The sequence below is a fragment of the Halomonas binhaiensis genome (genome assembly GCF_008329985.2).
In the GTDB taxonomy this organism is placed as follows: domain Bacteria; phylum Pseudomonadota; class Gammaproteobacteria; order Pseudomonadales; family Halomonadaceae; genus Halomonas; species Halomonas binhaiensis.
This window is the reverse complement of the sequence record NZ_CP038437.2, coordinates 865079-880696: the sequence shown is the minus strand read 5'-3', so window position 1 is coordinate 880696 and position 15618 is coordinate 865079. Positions and strand designations below refer to the sequence as shown.

Genomic DNA, 15618 nt, shown 5'->3' with positions numbered 1-15618 from the left:
ACATTTTCCCCACATCTTTAAAAATAAAACCAAGAAGCCTGTCGTCATCGGTCAATTAATCTTTCCGCCTTATCTTGTCCACATACGACTTTATAGAAAGTTTTCATGGTCCGTTCAATATATTCCTCATCAACTTTCATATCTGACAAAGGTGGAAGGGTCTTCAAAATAGCAGCTTCCATAGCCTGGGAAAAATCATCAACAGTCGGCGGTACAATGTGTCCAAGTTTATCTTTCAGAACTGACCGAATACCTGGTATGTCTGTACCAATGCACGTTGTTCCGAGGCAAAGAGCTTCCAGGAGAGCCATTGGCTGTCCCTCGTAATCAGATGACATGACACAAGCATCCGCTTTTGCCAACAGAGGATACGGGTTTGAAACTTGCCCCAAAAATATTACTCTTTCTGAAACTCCCAACCGTTTTGCGAGCTGAGAGAGCTTCTTTTTAAGGGGGCCACTACCGCAAATAATCAATATAGCACTAGGGTATTTCCTTGCTATCTTGGCCAACGCCCCTATCATGCGGTCAAATCGCTTTTCTGGAGAGAGACGACCTAAGGCAATAAAACGAAAAAGTGAATTCTCCTGATATAAAGGCGCAGCAGGAGGATGGGCCAATACAACAGGAACTAATGCTTTTTCTTTCAACCTATTTATATCAATTGTATTATTTACGGTATGAGCAACGACTCCTTCTGCATAGAATGTCCCCAAATGCTCTTCATTGACCATTCTGGTTTCATCTGATACAGCAACAATCTGATCAAAATACCTGTATAGCAAGAAAACGCTATAGAGCTGCTTTTGGTTTCTTGAAACATCAGTGTTGGTATATTCAGCCCACAGATGGTTATGCTGATAGCAGATTTTCCTTGATGCATTTGAGAACGCTATTAATGCTGTCCAAAAAGGAGCATATCCCCCAAATTCAATCGACACATCAAATTTGGTGTCTCCAAACACTCTAAGATTCTCTCTCTCAAAAATTCTTTTTATAGTATCAATATCGCTGGGATCAAATGATTCACTTCCCTGACGAAATTCTTGATATGTTTTTTTCTCGTTTTCGTTTAGAAGCATATCCCCACAGCGTAGAACCCAATTACAGCGTGAGTCAAACTCAGAAAACTGCTCTCGCCGCAAAGGATCATTATCCATCACAGAGGCTTCGATCACGATATAGGGGTCATATTTATCATAGTCTAGGTTAGAAATAAGATTTTTTAACGAGCTGGTTATACCATTGGGAATGAGCCCACCTGGGGCAATCAATAACCGTTTCTTTCCGCTGGCACAGACGTCATCTTCATTACTGTTGCATAAAAGCTCAGTAAGAGCCGATTTTGAAGCGTTACCATTCTCAAGGGGAATAAAACGCTCACACATGGAAGCATAAGTAGCAAAGCTTGAAGGAAGAGATCCTTCCCGAATAGCAGCTACAAGGTCTTCGATAGTTTTAACATCTGCACAGGGCAGCTCAGATGGACTAACATATAATCCTCGATCTTCTTGATACTGCTCTATATCATATGTATATAAGACCACCGCCTTGTTAGCCGGGAAAAAATCAAAGATAATGCTAGAATAATCACTTACCAAAACATCGACATGAACCAAAACGTCATTAATGTTTTCGCTTTCCAAGAGTACGGCACCATTATTCAGTTCGGTTAAGTCTCTTGACTTTACCATTTGATGGGCCGAAAAAATGACAAAATACTCGTCCCCAAGGAGATTAGCAATGGTTTGATAAATGCTTGCCTGATCATTAAATACTGACTTAATCTTAGTCGAGTTCCCCCTCCATGTGGGAGCATACATTACTACTTTTTGTCCTTTACTTACTCCATACCTGATTCGGAAATCTTCATCATTTATATATGAAGTAAATATGTCATCAACCCTAGGGGATCCTGATCTAAGGATATTTTTTTCAGTCAAGCTTTCAACATAATAAGGCCGTATAACACTATTTCTATAAAAATCACTTGATTCAAGAATAATATTAGATTGCAAGAAATTTCTTTGAGTATTTGCCATGGATATCATTGGGGCAATCATATCGCGCCCCATAGCCTTAACCGGGACACCATGCCACGTATTGAGGTATCTCTGACCAGGCCTTCTTATAAAATATGTGGGAAATGTCACATTGTTAACTAGATAAGTTGCTTCTAGCAATGCATGCCCGTATTCCTTTGACCCTGGTTTTACTATAACAACATCCTTATTCCCTGATACTTCTTCAGGAATATCGATGTTATTTACCACCCAAATAATTTTGTAATCATCATCAACATTACTATTTACCAATCTCCGATATATCGCCAATGGATTTCCACATATTTTTTTCCCCCAATAACACTCGAACAATATGACATTATCTTTAAGGGATACTTCCTCGTAGTTTTCACCATAATATTTTTTTGCTAAATCTCCTTTAGCGCGTACAGGTTTTAGATCTGACTTAAATATTTGATAGCGCTTTTGCAATTTCCTGGATAACTTCGCATATGGAGCAAAGTGGCGCAGCTTTCCGTCGATCGGCTTATATCTACGGACGCATGCGACAATGATTTTTTTTGCATTTATCATAATATGACATTCCACACTATAAAACAGGGAAAGAGAGATTCATAAACCCCTCACATCCATTCACACTTCAATTCTTGAAACTTTCCACTACCAAACTGTATAATATCCTTTTGGGTTATCTAGCCCTGCCAGATGTAAGTTAATTTGAGATAAAGTGTGAGGAAGTGATTTAGGCGCGACATCTGGATGCTTATGTATTTCATTATTTTCTGTGTTTAAAATTAAAATATTTTTCTCATGTTTCATAAGCATTTTTTCGATATATGGATACTGTGGAGACCGAGTCGAGCATATAACCGAGAGTTTAGATTCTGGTAATAATTCTCTTTCTGACAGATTAAAAAATTTTCTCTCCTTACTTTCAGGAAAGGTGCCTTGTGTGAAGTGCAGATCATCATATACTCGCACATAATGATCATCTGATAAGATTGGATCTACAGCCACTCCGCGAACTCCGTGTTTCAGAGCATAAAAAACGGTTGCAGTTCCTCCTTTAGATGTACCATAAAGAACAATATTATCCTGTTTCACATTAAGTTTTTTCGCACATGTCTTAATACAGTTCCAAATATTCTCTTCATTATTTGGAAGTGCGTGTGAATTCAAATAAAAAGAACCTACAACACTACCAAAATCTACAATTCTGAGAATATTGATGTTTTGAGGAATATATTTATCAATAGTTGAAAAATTTTTTTCAAAATGTCGTATAAGACTTGGTGTATACATCTCACCTGCGATGGAAGAAAATACAACCAGTAATTTTGCCTCACCATTTCCCTTGGCTTTTTGCACAGTATAAAAAATACTATTTTCATCCACTTTGACATTACCGATTACAGCAGGATGCCAAAGCGTGCTGATTCTTCGGTGATGAACCAGAGATGAAATACCATTTCTCACCACATAGAGATGGAATCCTGCATTCGCCAAAGCAATCAGTTTAGAACGGACTTCTGAATTATCTCGTGAGATATCTATAATGCTTGAATTTTCTTCACAACCCCATGACGAGTGATCAATATGAACAAAATTGAGTTTTGGGAAGTCTGAAATTTTCTTGCAAAGCTCTTGCTCAGATATATCAACATCCACATGTACACATGTAGCAGTATCTACCTTCTCCATCCCCACTCCCCTTCTTAATAGCAATGAAAAGTAAATAAAAATCCTTATGAATTTTACAGGATCAGATAAAAAGTTATACATTACCATCAAGATTTTTCGGCCAAATTTCACTTCTTTCATCTCCTATGGCCGACAGTGTTAAAAAGTAGCACAAGTGATTATTCATGCATTTTAAACTCCCCATAACTCCAGGTAGAAGTTATGCTTCTTTATTACATTTATAGCGCTCTTCAATCATGAACTCATGCCCATAGATAATAAACAAAATATATATTTTCCATTGAAAAACGTTGTGCTGCCTGTAAGATCATTCTTGATACCAATAAAACAAAAATAGCTTCAAAAATACCCATGTGATAAAAATAAACTTGAGTCGAAAGGAAAAGAAAAACAGTTATAAAGCTTATAGAAAATATATATTCTATGTATTGTCTTCTGTGAAGATTAAACACACCAATCCTATCATCATCTTTCTTGTAGAAAACATTTATTGCGAAATAGTATTGAATTGTAACTATCATCAGAACCATCATCATGGCCATAAGAACATCTACAAAAGCCACCATTATCAATGATGAACATATAAGAAACAGCTCAGATAAGATATTTGCTGAATGCCCATGTAGCTTTAAAAGCCTATACTTCGACTTCACACTTATATTCTGTAGAACTTTTTCTTCAGAACCCCACCTCTTCAAGTCTTTATCTAGAATATTTCTATGCAACACTCCTGATATAACATAACCTATATAAGTTACAGGTACCATCACGATAAACAGCAGTATAAGCTCCTCATACGACATCTTAATAGGAAGCTTATTTAAATATGAAGGAGCACTGTCAGATGCAAGTAGTATCAATATTTTTAATGGCAAAAAAAATGCTACCACTTGCAAGAATTTTGAAGCAGCCAACAGAACACATGATACATTGTACTGCAGTGCTGAAGAGGCAAATTCTGCAACTATGATAGCAACATTGCGAAAATGTCTTAAAAATGGACTCAAATTACCAGCCTCTTAAGTGAAGCGCCGTGACTTAATCAACATCATTGACTCAAAGTTGTAGACATGAATTATCTAGCTATCACTATACTACCGGTTATATTTCCATGTTCCTTTATCACGAATGATTGCCCCAGAGCGTTGCATGGACTCCAAATATATAGAAGACTTTTCAATCTCCCCACATTGAAGAAATCTATATGCAACTTTAGACAAATAGGTGACAGATTTAACAGTATTAGAATATCTTATATTTGGAGGATCTATGCTACAATCAAACTCGACAACGGGAGTCTTCCAGTCTCCATAATTTTCTGTTAGATATCGGTCAGCATCCTTTGCACCAAAGACGACCTCTTCTCCCAAGCGGTATTCAGTTATCTCGAACAGAGTATTATCCCAGCGATGGATAGGGGATCCATGCCATATATTTTCTCCATCTTTTATGTGAATAAAAACATCTATTACCAAACCAGACTTATGAACCAGTTTTATTAAAATTGGCTTTTCCATCTGATAATAAACTACACTTCCACTTTCTGATTTTTCTCTAAAAGTGCAGTAACTAGTAGATTTGACTACCCATGCTCTTTCAGCAGAACCATTGGCTAGCTCAAGAAAGCGCTCTGTATCAAAATCATCATAATCAATGCCAACATCAATATCATAATCGTGATCTAAAAAGTCTTTGTTCCTTACTGCCCCGAGAAGTGTCCCACTTACTACATACCATGGGAATTCAAGCTCTGACATCAAGCGACGAAAATCCGATATAGCTTGGTATGCATCTCTTTTGTCAAACGACTCCTTTCTTTTTTTGAATTTTTTAGTCACAGTCTTGTTATCTGGAATGACCTTTGAATATTCACATAGAGCTCCCAATGCACCATCTACCTTTTGGCAAAAAAGATTGTCTTCAACTGTTACTGCGTTGGCAGGAGTCAGTTCAAGGCGACCTTGAGCATCACATTTTCGCTCAATAATTCCGCCGATAAGATCCGCTTGCCAGATACATCTCCCGAATTCATCAATTCTATTATTTCTTCCCAGCCACTCTATTAGTGAGCGCGAAGCGGATAATGACATTTTTTCAGAAATATCAAAAAAATAATCTGCTGGAATTGAAACAGGGATCCATCCAGTATTTATGAACCATATCATTCGACGAACGACAATGATAATTCCATTAGGCTTTGCTGCAAGACAAAAACTATCATTGGCAACACGCAGTGGTGCTCCAAGAAGTAGCATCCCGCACCAGCAGGATACGCTATATAGCGACCTGACGGGTAGTGATCTAGGCTTATTAAGAAATCTGAGTATTTTATAAGTTTTTTGTACTTCAAGTCTCATAAGATTTCCATTCCCTAAACCATTGATAAAATCATATAAAGAACCTTAAACCATCATGCGTGCATGATGAAACCATTTCTAGGATAAATCATTCTTTAGAACTTCCAAAACCTCAAATGCGCGACAAAGCTCTTCGTGCGGTATTGAAAGGAGACGTTTTAAAGATCTTTTTAAGTCTGTTGTTGATATATTTTTTGTCCTGGCCAAGTAGATGACTTCGCACTGATCCTTGAGGAAATCAAACTTTCCTTCCCAATCATCTCCTATAGCGAAAACATCGACATTATATTTCTCTACATCAGATGTTTTCTGTTCCCAACTTTCTTCTGGTATTACTAAGTCTACGTATTGGATTGACTCAACAATCTGTACTCTCTGCTCATAAGGGATTAGTGTTTTTTTCCCCTTCCCCAGATTAAATTCATCAGTAGAGACTGCGACAACAACTTTGTCTCCCATTTCTTTTAATTGACGAAGTAAATTCAGATGCCCTATATGGAACATATCGAAAGTTCCATAAGTAATGATGGTTTTCATTTTAAGCCTTATGAATTTTTCAGGTGTTGTATCACTCGCTTTCTTAAGTATATCTCTGTGCAATAGAAAATTTAAAATGATACCGGATGCCTTGAATACAGATTATTGGGATCAAGATAAACTTTATCACTATCCTGAAATAGCAAAAGTTCCCAGGAATCCTGATACAAAAGTATGACGATACTCCTAAACTTATATATAAACTTTAGACTATGAAGTAGACGACATCGCTCATTACTAAATGATCATGGCAGTTTATGGTCTAACAGGATCAAAAACTTCTACTTCCCGCCTGTTTCTTGACTTGGGTCAATATTATTTTTAGCGTCACATAAAATGCATACACCTATCATGATACAGTGCGGAAATATAACCAATTTACAATAGACATAGACAAATAACCCAAAAAACATAAATGCATTTTATCTGAATATAAAAAACTACGCCCCGATGACTTGACTCATTCGGGGCGTAGCAAGCGGATTTTACCTGTGGAACTTCTTATAAATATCCAGGCGAATGCCTACATGCATCGAAACAGCTAATGAGAATTCAAGACGGCAACGACCGCAAATGATCCTCGATCGCTCGATGCACTGACGGCAACAGCACGTCGCTCTTGTTGAGCAGTTCCTGTACCAGCTCGGCCAGCCCTGGCACACCCACTTCCTGGGCCTTGAGGCGCGCCATGCGCGCACAGGTATCCGGACAGGCATCGTCGGGAATACGAATGCCTAACGCCACCAGGCGGTCACGAAAATCATCACCATCGATCAGTTCGGCAATCATCATGATGGATATCTCCTGAGGTCAACGAGCAACTAAGATTATTGAGAAGCAGGGTTATTGAGAAAAAGGGTAATGAATAGAAGGGTCCATGAGTAGCAGGATCAATGGCTGGGTGCGGCCGGACTCAACCGGCAAGCAGCATACTTGAATTCAGGAATCTTGCCGTAGGGGTCCAGGGCCGGATTCGTCAGCAGGTTCACGGCCGCCTCGGCATAACAGAATGGGACAAACACCATACCGTTCGGCATGCCTTCATCGACACGGGCCACCAGAGTAATTTCGCCCCGTCGCGTGGTAATGGTCAGCCGTTCCCCTGCCTGCATGCCCAGACGCCGAATCTCTCCAGGAGACAGCATGGCGACAGCTTCCGGCTCCAGCGCATCGAGCACCAGGGCACGCCGGGTCATCGAACCGGTATGCCAATGCTCCAGTTGACGCCCTGTGGACAGCACCGTGGGGTAATGGCGATCGACGGGCTCATCCGGCGGCAGTGGGCGTACCGGTGAGAAACTCGCTTTGCCACTGGCAGTGGGAAATGTATCGCTGAAGACCACGTCTTCACCCGGTGCGTCGTCCGCCGGGCAAGGGTAAGTCACTGAACCTTCCCGCTCCAGACGTTCCCAACTGATGTGATTGAGCGATGGCATGCCCTGCTGCATCTCGGCAAACACTTCTCTGGGGTGCTGATAATCCCATGGCAACCCGCAGCGCTGGGCAATCTGCTGAATGATCCACCAGTCAGGACGTGACTCGCCAGGCAGTGACAAGGCCTGACGCCCAAGTTGCACCTGGCGATTGGTATTGGTCACCGTGCCATCCTTCTCCGGCCAGCTGGAGGCCGGCAGAATGACATCGGCGTACTGGGCCGTTTCGGTGACGAACAGATCCTGCACCACCAGGTGCTCGAGCTTGGCCAGGGCCGCTCGGGCATGCTCAAGATCCGGATCCGACATGGCCGGGTTCTCACCGAGAATGTACATGCCACGAATCTGCCCAGCATGGATGGCTTCCATGATCTCCACCACCGTGAGTCCCGGCTCGGCATCCAGCTTAGTGCTCCACAGTTCCTCGAAAGCTGCCCGCACTTGCGCATCCGTGACTGGCTGGTAGTCGGGCAGCACCATGGGAATCAGCCCGGCATCCGAGGCCCCCTGTACGTTGTTCTGACCGCGTAGCGGGTGCAGACCGGTACCGAGACGTCCCGTCTGGCCACAAGCCAGCGCCAGGGAAATCAGGCAACGCGCATTGTCAGTACCATGGGTATGCTGGGAAATGCCCATGCCCCAGAAGATCATGGCCTTGTCAGCCAGCGCGAACTCTCGGGCGGCGGCACGAATCTCGTCGGCATCGACACCGCAATGGGAAGCCATGGCCTCCGGGGTCTGGCCACGCACTTGTGTCTTGAGCCGCTCGAAGCCTTCAGTATGCGCAGCAATGTAGTCGGCATCGTAGAGCTGCTCTTCGACAATGACATTGAGCATGGCATTGAACAGTGAGACATCGGTGCCAGGATGGAAACGCAGCACCCGGTGCGCATAGGCTCCCATGGCCTGACCGCGGGGGTCGATGATGATGAAGCGGGTGCCCTGCTTGGCCGCCTGCTTGAAGAATGTCGCTGCCACGGGGTGGTTCACCGCCGGATTACAGCCGGTGAGAATCACCACATCGGCTTCCAGTGCCTGCATGAAGGAAGCGGTCACGGCGCCAGAACCGATACATTCCATCAGCGCCGCTACGGAGCTGGCATGACACAGGCGCGTACAGTGATCGACGTGATTGGAGCCAAAGCCTGTTCTGACCAGCTTCTGAAACAGCCAGGCTTCCTCGTTGGAACACTTGGCACTACCAAACCCGGCCAGGCCATTGGGTCCATGTGCCTGCTTGAGTTGCATCAGTCCATCCGCCGCCAGATCCAAGGCTTCTTCCCAGCTGGCTTCACGGAAGTGCGTCAATGGATTGGCGGGGTCGAAGGCGGGATCGAGCGCCTTGGCCACCCCGGCACGACGAACCAATGGCCGAGTCAGGCGCGCCGGGTGGCGAACATAGTCGAAACCGAAGCGTCCCTTGACGCATAGTCGTCCCTGGTTGGCCGGACCATCGCGGCCTTCCACGAACAAAATCGCATCATCCTTGATGTGATAGCGCAACTGACAACCCACTCCGCAATAAGGGCATACCGAATCGACCTGTTGCTCTGCGCTGGCACTGTCACCGCAGCCATCCGCATCGATCAACGTGGCTGGCATCAATGCTCCGGTAGGGCAGGCCTGGACACATTCACCGCAGGCAACACAGGTGCTGTCCCCCATAGGGTCATCGAAGTCGAACACTACCTTGCTGGCAGCGCCTCGATACGCCAACCCGATGACATCGTTGACCTGAACCTCACGACAGGCCCGCACGCACAGGTTGCAATCGATACAGGCATCCAGGTTGACCCTCATGGCGGGATGACTGGCGTCATGGCCAGCCACCACGATCGCCTCCTGAATACCTTCATCGTCTGTCGTCGGGGTGGATTCTCGAGTGACGTCTTCCGCCACGAATGGTGTGCCTGGCGTTGGTAAGCGCTTACCGGGGGCATGGTGTACGGTTTGCATGCGGCGCCGCGGATAGCGCGCCCTGGCCCGGGTGGCATCCACTGCCAGAGCATCGGCCATGGCCCACAGATGACTGGAACGGTCGGGACTGCGCTCTCGGTCGGGTTGATCGGCCAGCAGCAGTTCCAACACGCCTTCCCGGGCCTCCCGGGCCCGTTCGGAAGTCAGGCTTCTTACTACCATATCCGGCTGCGCCTCACGCAGACAGCTGGCAGCCAGCACCCTTTCACCTTCGATTTCCACCATGCAGGCACGACAGTTGCCATCCGCACGATAGCCGCTGGTTTCCTTGAAGCACAGGTGGGGAATGGTTTCGCCAGCACGCTTGGCCACTTGCCACAGGGTCTCGCCCCGGTAAGCACTTACTTGCTCCCCATCCAGCGTCAGCGTGAAGGGTTGCTCATTCAAGGCTGTCTTCTGGCTCATGGCTGTCTTTGCGCTCATGGCTGCCCCTCCCCTGATGCCGACGTCACAATGATGTTGTGACGTGCGAGATCGGCGCGGAAATGTCGCAGCAGGCTGAGCACCGGGTTAGGGGCCGCCTGGCCAAGGCCGCAGATCGAGGCGTCCTGCATGATGCGCGACAGCCGCTCCAGGTCCTCCACGATCCAGGTATCGCGTTCAAGCAGGCTGAGCATCTTTTCCGTGCCCACTCGGCAGGGAGTGCATTGACCACAGGACTCATCGGCGAAAAAGGCCAGCAGGTTGGTAGCCACGGCACGCAGGTCATCCTGATCCGACAGGACGATGACGGCCGCCGAACCGATGAAGCACCCTTCTGCCTGGAGGGTGTCAAAATCCAGCGGCAGATCGGCCTTGGAAGCAGGCAATATGCCTCCGGAGGCACCTCCGGGCAGATAGCCGGCCAGCGTATGCCCTTCGAGCATGCCGCCACCATATTCCTCGACCAACTCCATGAGCGTGATGCCAGCAGGCGCCAGGTAGACACCAGGGAGGCGCACACGACCTGACAACGAGAAACTGCGCAGGCCACTGCGACCATGACGGCCATGGCTGGCATAGGAGTCGGCGCCATCCCGCCAAAACAGCGGTATCCAGTACAATGTCTCGACGTTGTTGACCAATGTCGGCTGGTCGAACAAGCCTTTCTGGGCGACGAAAGGCGGACGGTGCCGAGGCTTGCCGGGTTTGCCTTCCAGCGACTCGATCAGTGCCGACTCCTCGCCACAGATATAAGCCCCGGCACCCCGTCGCAGCACGATGAAGCCCGGCTCGACGAGTCCAGCATTTTCCAACTCGGCAATCGCCACATGCAGCACCCGGTGCAGTCCGGGATATTCATCGCGTAGATAGATATAGAGCTTTTCGGCTTCAATCGCCCAGGCCGCGACCAGGGCCCCCTCCAGCATCCTGTGAGGGGATCTCTCCAGGTAGTAGCGATCCTTGAAGGTGCCAGGCTCCCCTTCGTCGGCATTGACCACGCACAGTCTCGGGCCCGGCTCAGCGCGCACCGATCGCCACTTTCGAAATGTAGGGAATCCAGCACCTCCCAGTCCACGCAGACCAGAATGCTCAAGCAGGGTGAGCAGATCATCGACCAGGACTTCACCATCACGACAGCCGTTCAGCAATGTATATCCTTGCTCCTGGCGATAGGCATCCAGGCGTTGCCACATCACCGCTTCAGGTTGGTGCTGGCCGGTATCCACCACCGCGCACACGGCGTCTCGGGTCGCATGCCCCAGATGATGATGTCCCACTTCCACCACAGGCGCCTGGTCACAACGCCCCATGCAGGGGGCGCGCAACACTCGTACCCGGCGGACATCCAACTCCAGTTGCAGCTCAGCGCGAAGCTTCTCTGCACCCGCCAGTTGGCAGGTCAAGGAATCGCACACACGTACCGTCTTGGGCGGTGGTGGCGCATCGTCGTCGTGGACGACATCGAAATGAGCATAGAAAGTGGCTGTCTCATAAACCGCCGCCATGGGCAGGTTCATGTAGGCCGCCAGGGCACGCAACCACACCAGGGGCAGGTAGCCGCACTCATCCTGAATGGCGTGGAGGTGCTCGATCAGCAAGTCACGGCGGGAAAGCTCAGGATAGCGGCGTTCATCACCCAGCAGATTACGCAGGGTATCGAGGGTCTTGCCCTCCACCTGGCGTCCCCGCAACGTCGCTCGAGTACGACGTGGTTCGGCGTCAGGCTTTGCAGTCTCGGTTTCGGTCATGTGTGACTCTTGTCATTCAGCAAAAGCCTTCTCTTAATCTGGCAGTCGCCCCTCTCTTCTGCAATGCACTCTTGGCAGTAGTCTCTTTTCCACGGGCTTCCCACCTATCCCGACTTCATCATTATCCGCAACGGCGAACACGGCCCCCGGCATATCGCCGAGGACCGTTGCTCTTGTGGCTCGTGGCGCAGCTCGTAGCTCGTAGCTCGTAGCTCGTAGCTCGTAGCTCGTAGCTCGTGGCTCGTAGCTCAGATCAGGCCGCGACACTGCCATGCGGGTCGATGACAAACTTCTTGGCGGCACCGCCGTCGAAGTCAGCATAGCCCTGCGGCGCCTGATCCAGCGTGATCATCTGGACGTTGACCGCATCGGCAATCTTGACCTTGCCAAACAGGATCGCTTGCATCAGCGGACGGTGATACTTCATCACCGGGCACTGGCCAGTGTGGAAGGAGTGAGACTTGGCCCAGCCAAGACCAAAACGCATGCTCAGAGCACCATGCTTGGCTGCCTCATCGGTGGCACCCGGATCTTCGGTCACGTACAGCCCCGGGATACCGATTTGACCACCAGCACGAGTCAGTGCCATGGCCGAGTTCAATACCGTAGCCGGAGCTTCCTTGCCGTGGTTGCAGCCGCAGGCATGGGCTTCGAAACCGACACAGTCGACAAAGGCGTCGACTTCACGCTCACCGAGAATGACCTCGATCTTGTCGGCCATGTCACCATCCTGGGTCAGATCGATGGTCTCGCAACCAAAGCTACGGGCCTGGGCCAGGCGCTCTTCGATCATGTCGCCAACGATGACACAGGCCGCGCCCAGCAACTGGGCCGAGACAGCCGCAGCCAGGCCGACAGGACCGGCACCTGCAATGTAAACCGTGCTACCCGGTCCTACACCGGCAGTAACACAGCCATGGAAGCCAGTCGGGAAGATATCCGACAGCAGGGTCAGGTCGCGGATCTTGTCCATCGCCTGGTCAGCATCCGGAAACTTCAGCAGGTTGAAGTCCGCATAGGGCACCATGACGTACTCGGTCTGGCCACCGACCCAGCCGCCCATGTCCACGTAGCCATAGGCCGCCCCCGGACGAGCCGGGTTGACGTTGAGGCAGATGCCGGTGTGGCCTTCCTTGCAGTTGCGGCAGCGACCACAGGCAATGTTGAACGGCACGGATACCAGATCACCTGGCTGGATGAATTCGACGTCACGCCCGCACTCGACCACCAGGCCGGTAATCTCGTGGCCCAGTACCAGGCCTTCCGGGGCGGTGGTACGGCCACGCACCATGTGCTGGTCACTGCCACAGATGTTGGTGGTGACGACCTTCAGAATGACACCGTGATCGCACTTGCGGTTGCCGATGGCGAGTTCCGGGTAGTCAATGGACTCGACGGCAACATTGCCTGGACCTTTGTAGACCACTCCGCGATTTCCTGCACTCATGGCGGTAGTCCTCTTTATTTGTGTTGGTTAAGAAAGCCCGATTCATTCAGCGCTTCCTAGGTAGGCTGTGCACGAAAAACATATTGTGTGCGAATACTCGACTTCGCACAGAGCCTGGCGTGTCTTGGGAACATAGCGTCTCTGGCAATGACGACTGTTCTCGAAGAGTCACTGACATATCCATTCAAGACATGCGCTCGCCACGAGGAGCCAATAGATAGACAGGTGTCGCTTTGACGACAGTGCCTCTGCGAATACCTCCGAACAATGAAAAAGGCCGAACTTCTGCGATGTTCGACCCACCTCCCATAACAAATCTGACAATGTTCGAGAGGTACTCTCAATGACCCAACCATCGGACCCCCTATTGACGCCGGGTGAGGACAATACCCAGCGTTGGGGGATGGACTATCATTCGCCGGTATTTCCCCTGTCGGCAGTGTGTATTCTGGGATTCATCCTTTACGCTCTGACTTTTCCCGACAACGCCAACACCCATCTGACTGCAGCTCGCGGCTGGGCGATCGAACACTTCGACTGGCTGTTCATGATATCCGGCAACATCTTTGTCGTGCTGTGCCTGGTACTGATCATCCTGCCACTCGGACGCATCCGCTTGGGTGGTGCCGATGCCCAGCCAGAACACTCGACATTTTCCTGGTTCAGCATGCTGTTCGCCGCTGGCATGGGCATTGGCCTGATGTTCTGGAGCGTGGCAGAACCCGTCGCCTACTACACCGACTGGTACGGTACTCCGCTGAATGTCGCTGCCAACAGTCCAGAAGCTGCCAGCGCCGCCATGGGGGCCACCCTGTTCCATTGGGGACTCCACCCCTGGGCCATCTACGCCCTCGTTGGCCTGTCACTGGCGTTCTTTGCCTACAACCGTGGCCTGCCCCTGACTCTGCGTTCCGCCTTCACTCCATTGCTGGGCCGCAGAGTCAGAGGCTGGCCTGGCCATCTGATTGATATACTCGCCGTGCTGGCGACGATCTTCGGCCTGGCCACTTCCCTTGGATTTGGCGCCACCCAGGCTGCTGCCGGTCTGCACTATCTGTTTGATGTCCCCAATACTCTGAGCACCCAGCTGGCCATCATCGTGGTGGTGACCGTCATCACGCTCTTCTCGGTATGGCGCGGTATCGATGGGGGGGTGAAGCTGTTCTCCAACATCAACATGGTCCTTGCACTGCTGCTGTTGATCTTCGTTGTCGCAGCTACCTCGCTGGGCCTGTTCGTGACCCATTTAGGCGAAGCCGTGCAGTCCTACGCCCACTATCTCTTGCCGTTATCGAACTGGATCGGCCGCGAAGATAGCGAGTGGTACCACGGCTGGACAGTGTTCTACTGGGCCTGGTGGATTTCCTGGTCGCCTTTTGTCGGCATGTTCATTGCCCGGGTATCACGCGGGCGTACAGTGCGAGAGTTCCTGATTGCCGTGCTGCTGGTGCCGACCTTGATCACCCTGGTATGGATGGCTGCCTTTGGCGGCGAGGCACTGGAGCAAGCCCAGAATAATGTCGGTGCCTTGTCCTCCGGGATCAGCGATGTCTCCCTGGCCATGTTCCAGATGCTGGAACAGCTGCCCTTGACCACTCTGACGTCGAGCTGCGCCATTGTCCTGGTGCTGGTGTTCTTCATCACCTCATCGGACTCCGGTTCGCTGGTGATCGATGGCATCACCGCTGGCGGCAAGCAAGATGCTCCCAAGGGCCAGCGTGTATTCTGGGCGACCCTGGAGGGCTTGATTGCCGCCATTCTATTGTATGGCGGAGGTGACACTGCACTTGGCGCGCTTCAGGCAGGCGCCGTGGCCACCGGCCTGCCCTTCACCATCGTGCTGCTGGTGATGAGCCTGGCTCTGGTCAAGGCCTTGGCTGAAGAACACCGTCGCCCGGGGCTTTCCACCGCCGGAGGCTAAAGTGGCTAGTTGTCTCTGCTTTGCATGAAAACGCCCCGAAAGCTGGATTG

At 49.3% G+C, this 15618-nt stretch carries 10 protein-coding genes; 1 reads left to right on the top strand and 9 read right to left on the bottom strand.

The genetic code is table 11. The features are described from left to right. Positions 1–44: 44 nt before the first annotated feature. From E4T21_RS03845 to fdhA, 9 genes are all read right to left on the bottom strand, one after another. Complete coding sequence (locus E4T21_RS03845; protein WP_149283671.1) at positions 45–2597, bottom strand: glycosyltransferase; 2553 nt, start codon at positions 2595–2597, stop codon at positions 45–47. Between the two features lie 87 nt (positions 2598–2684). Next, entirely contained in the window at positions 2685–3845 is a 1161-nt protein-coding gene (locus E4T21_RS03840; RefSeq protein ID WP_149283669.1) for an XcbB/CpsF family capsular polysaccharide biosynthesis protein, read from the bottom strand. A 122-nt stretch (positions 3846–3967) separates the two neighbouring features. Then, on the bottom strand, positions 3968–4732 hold the full coding sequence (locus E4T21_RS03835) for a hypothetical protein (protein ID WP_149283667.1): 765 nt from the start codon (positions 4730–4732) through the stop codon (positions 3968–3970). An 87-nt stretch (positions 4733–4819) separates the two neighbouring features. Continuing rightward, on the bottom strand, positions 4820–6082 hold the full coding sequence (locus tag E4T21_RS03830) for a LicD family protein (RefSeq protein WP_149283664.1): 1263 nt from the start codon (positions 6080–6082) through the stop codon (positions 4820–4822). Between the two features lie 78 nt (positions 6083–6160). Next, a complete protein-coding gene (tagD, locus tag E4T21_RS03825) occupies positions 6161–6619 on the bottom strand; it encodes a glycerol-3-phosphate cytidylyltransferase (RefSeq protein WP_149283662.1) in 459 nt (152 codons plus the stop codon). Between the two features lie 552 nt (positions 6620–7171). Beyond that, positions 7172–7411, bottom strand: a complete 240-nt coding sequence (locus tag E4T21_RS03820) for a hypothetical protein (RefSeq protein ID WP_149283660.1) — start codon at positions 7409–7411, stop codon at positions 7172–7174. Positions 7412–7509: 98 nt separating this feature from the next. Next, entirely contained in the window at positions 7510–10452 is a 2943-nt protein-coding gene (gene fdhF / locus E4T21_RS03815) for a formate dehydrogenase subunit alpha (protein ID WP_240349277.1), read from the bottom strand. Continuing rightward, on the bottom strand, positions 10449–12200 hold the full coding sequence (locus E4T21_RS03810) for an NADH-ubiquinone oxidoreductase-F iron-sulfur binding region domain-containing protein (protein WP_149283658.1): 1752 nt from the start codon (positions 12198–12200) through the stop codon (positions 10449–10451). The genes fdhF and E4T21_RS03810 overlap by 4 nt, the downstream gene beginning before the upstream one ends. A gap of 253 nt (positions 12201–12453) precedes the next feature. Continuing rightward, positions 12454–13647: a formaldehyde dehydrogenase, glutathione-independent gene (gene fdhA / locus E4T21_RS03805; RefSeq protein ID WP_149283656.1), complete on the bottom strand. Its 1194-nt coding sequence runs from the start codon at positions 13645–13647 to the stop codon at positions 12454–12456. A 343-nt stretch (positions 13648–13990) separates the two neighbouring features. Between fdhA and E4T21_RS03800 the strand changes: the two genes are divergently transcribed. Continuing rightward, complete coding sequence (locus E4T21_RS03800) at positions 13991–15568, top strand: BCCT family transporter (RefSeq protein WP_149283654.1); 1578 nt, start codon at positions 13991–13993, stop codon at positions 15566–15568. The last annotated feature ends 50 nt before the right edge of the window (positions 15569–15618 follow it).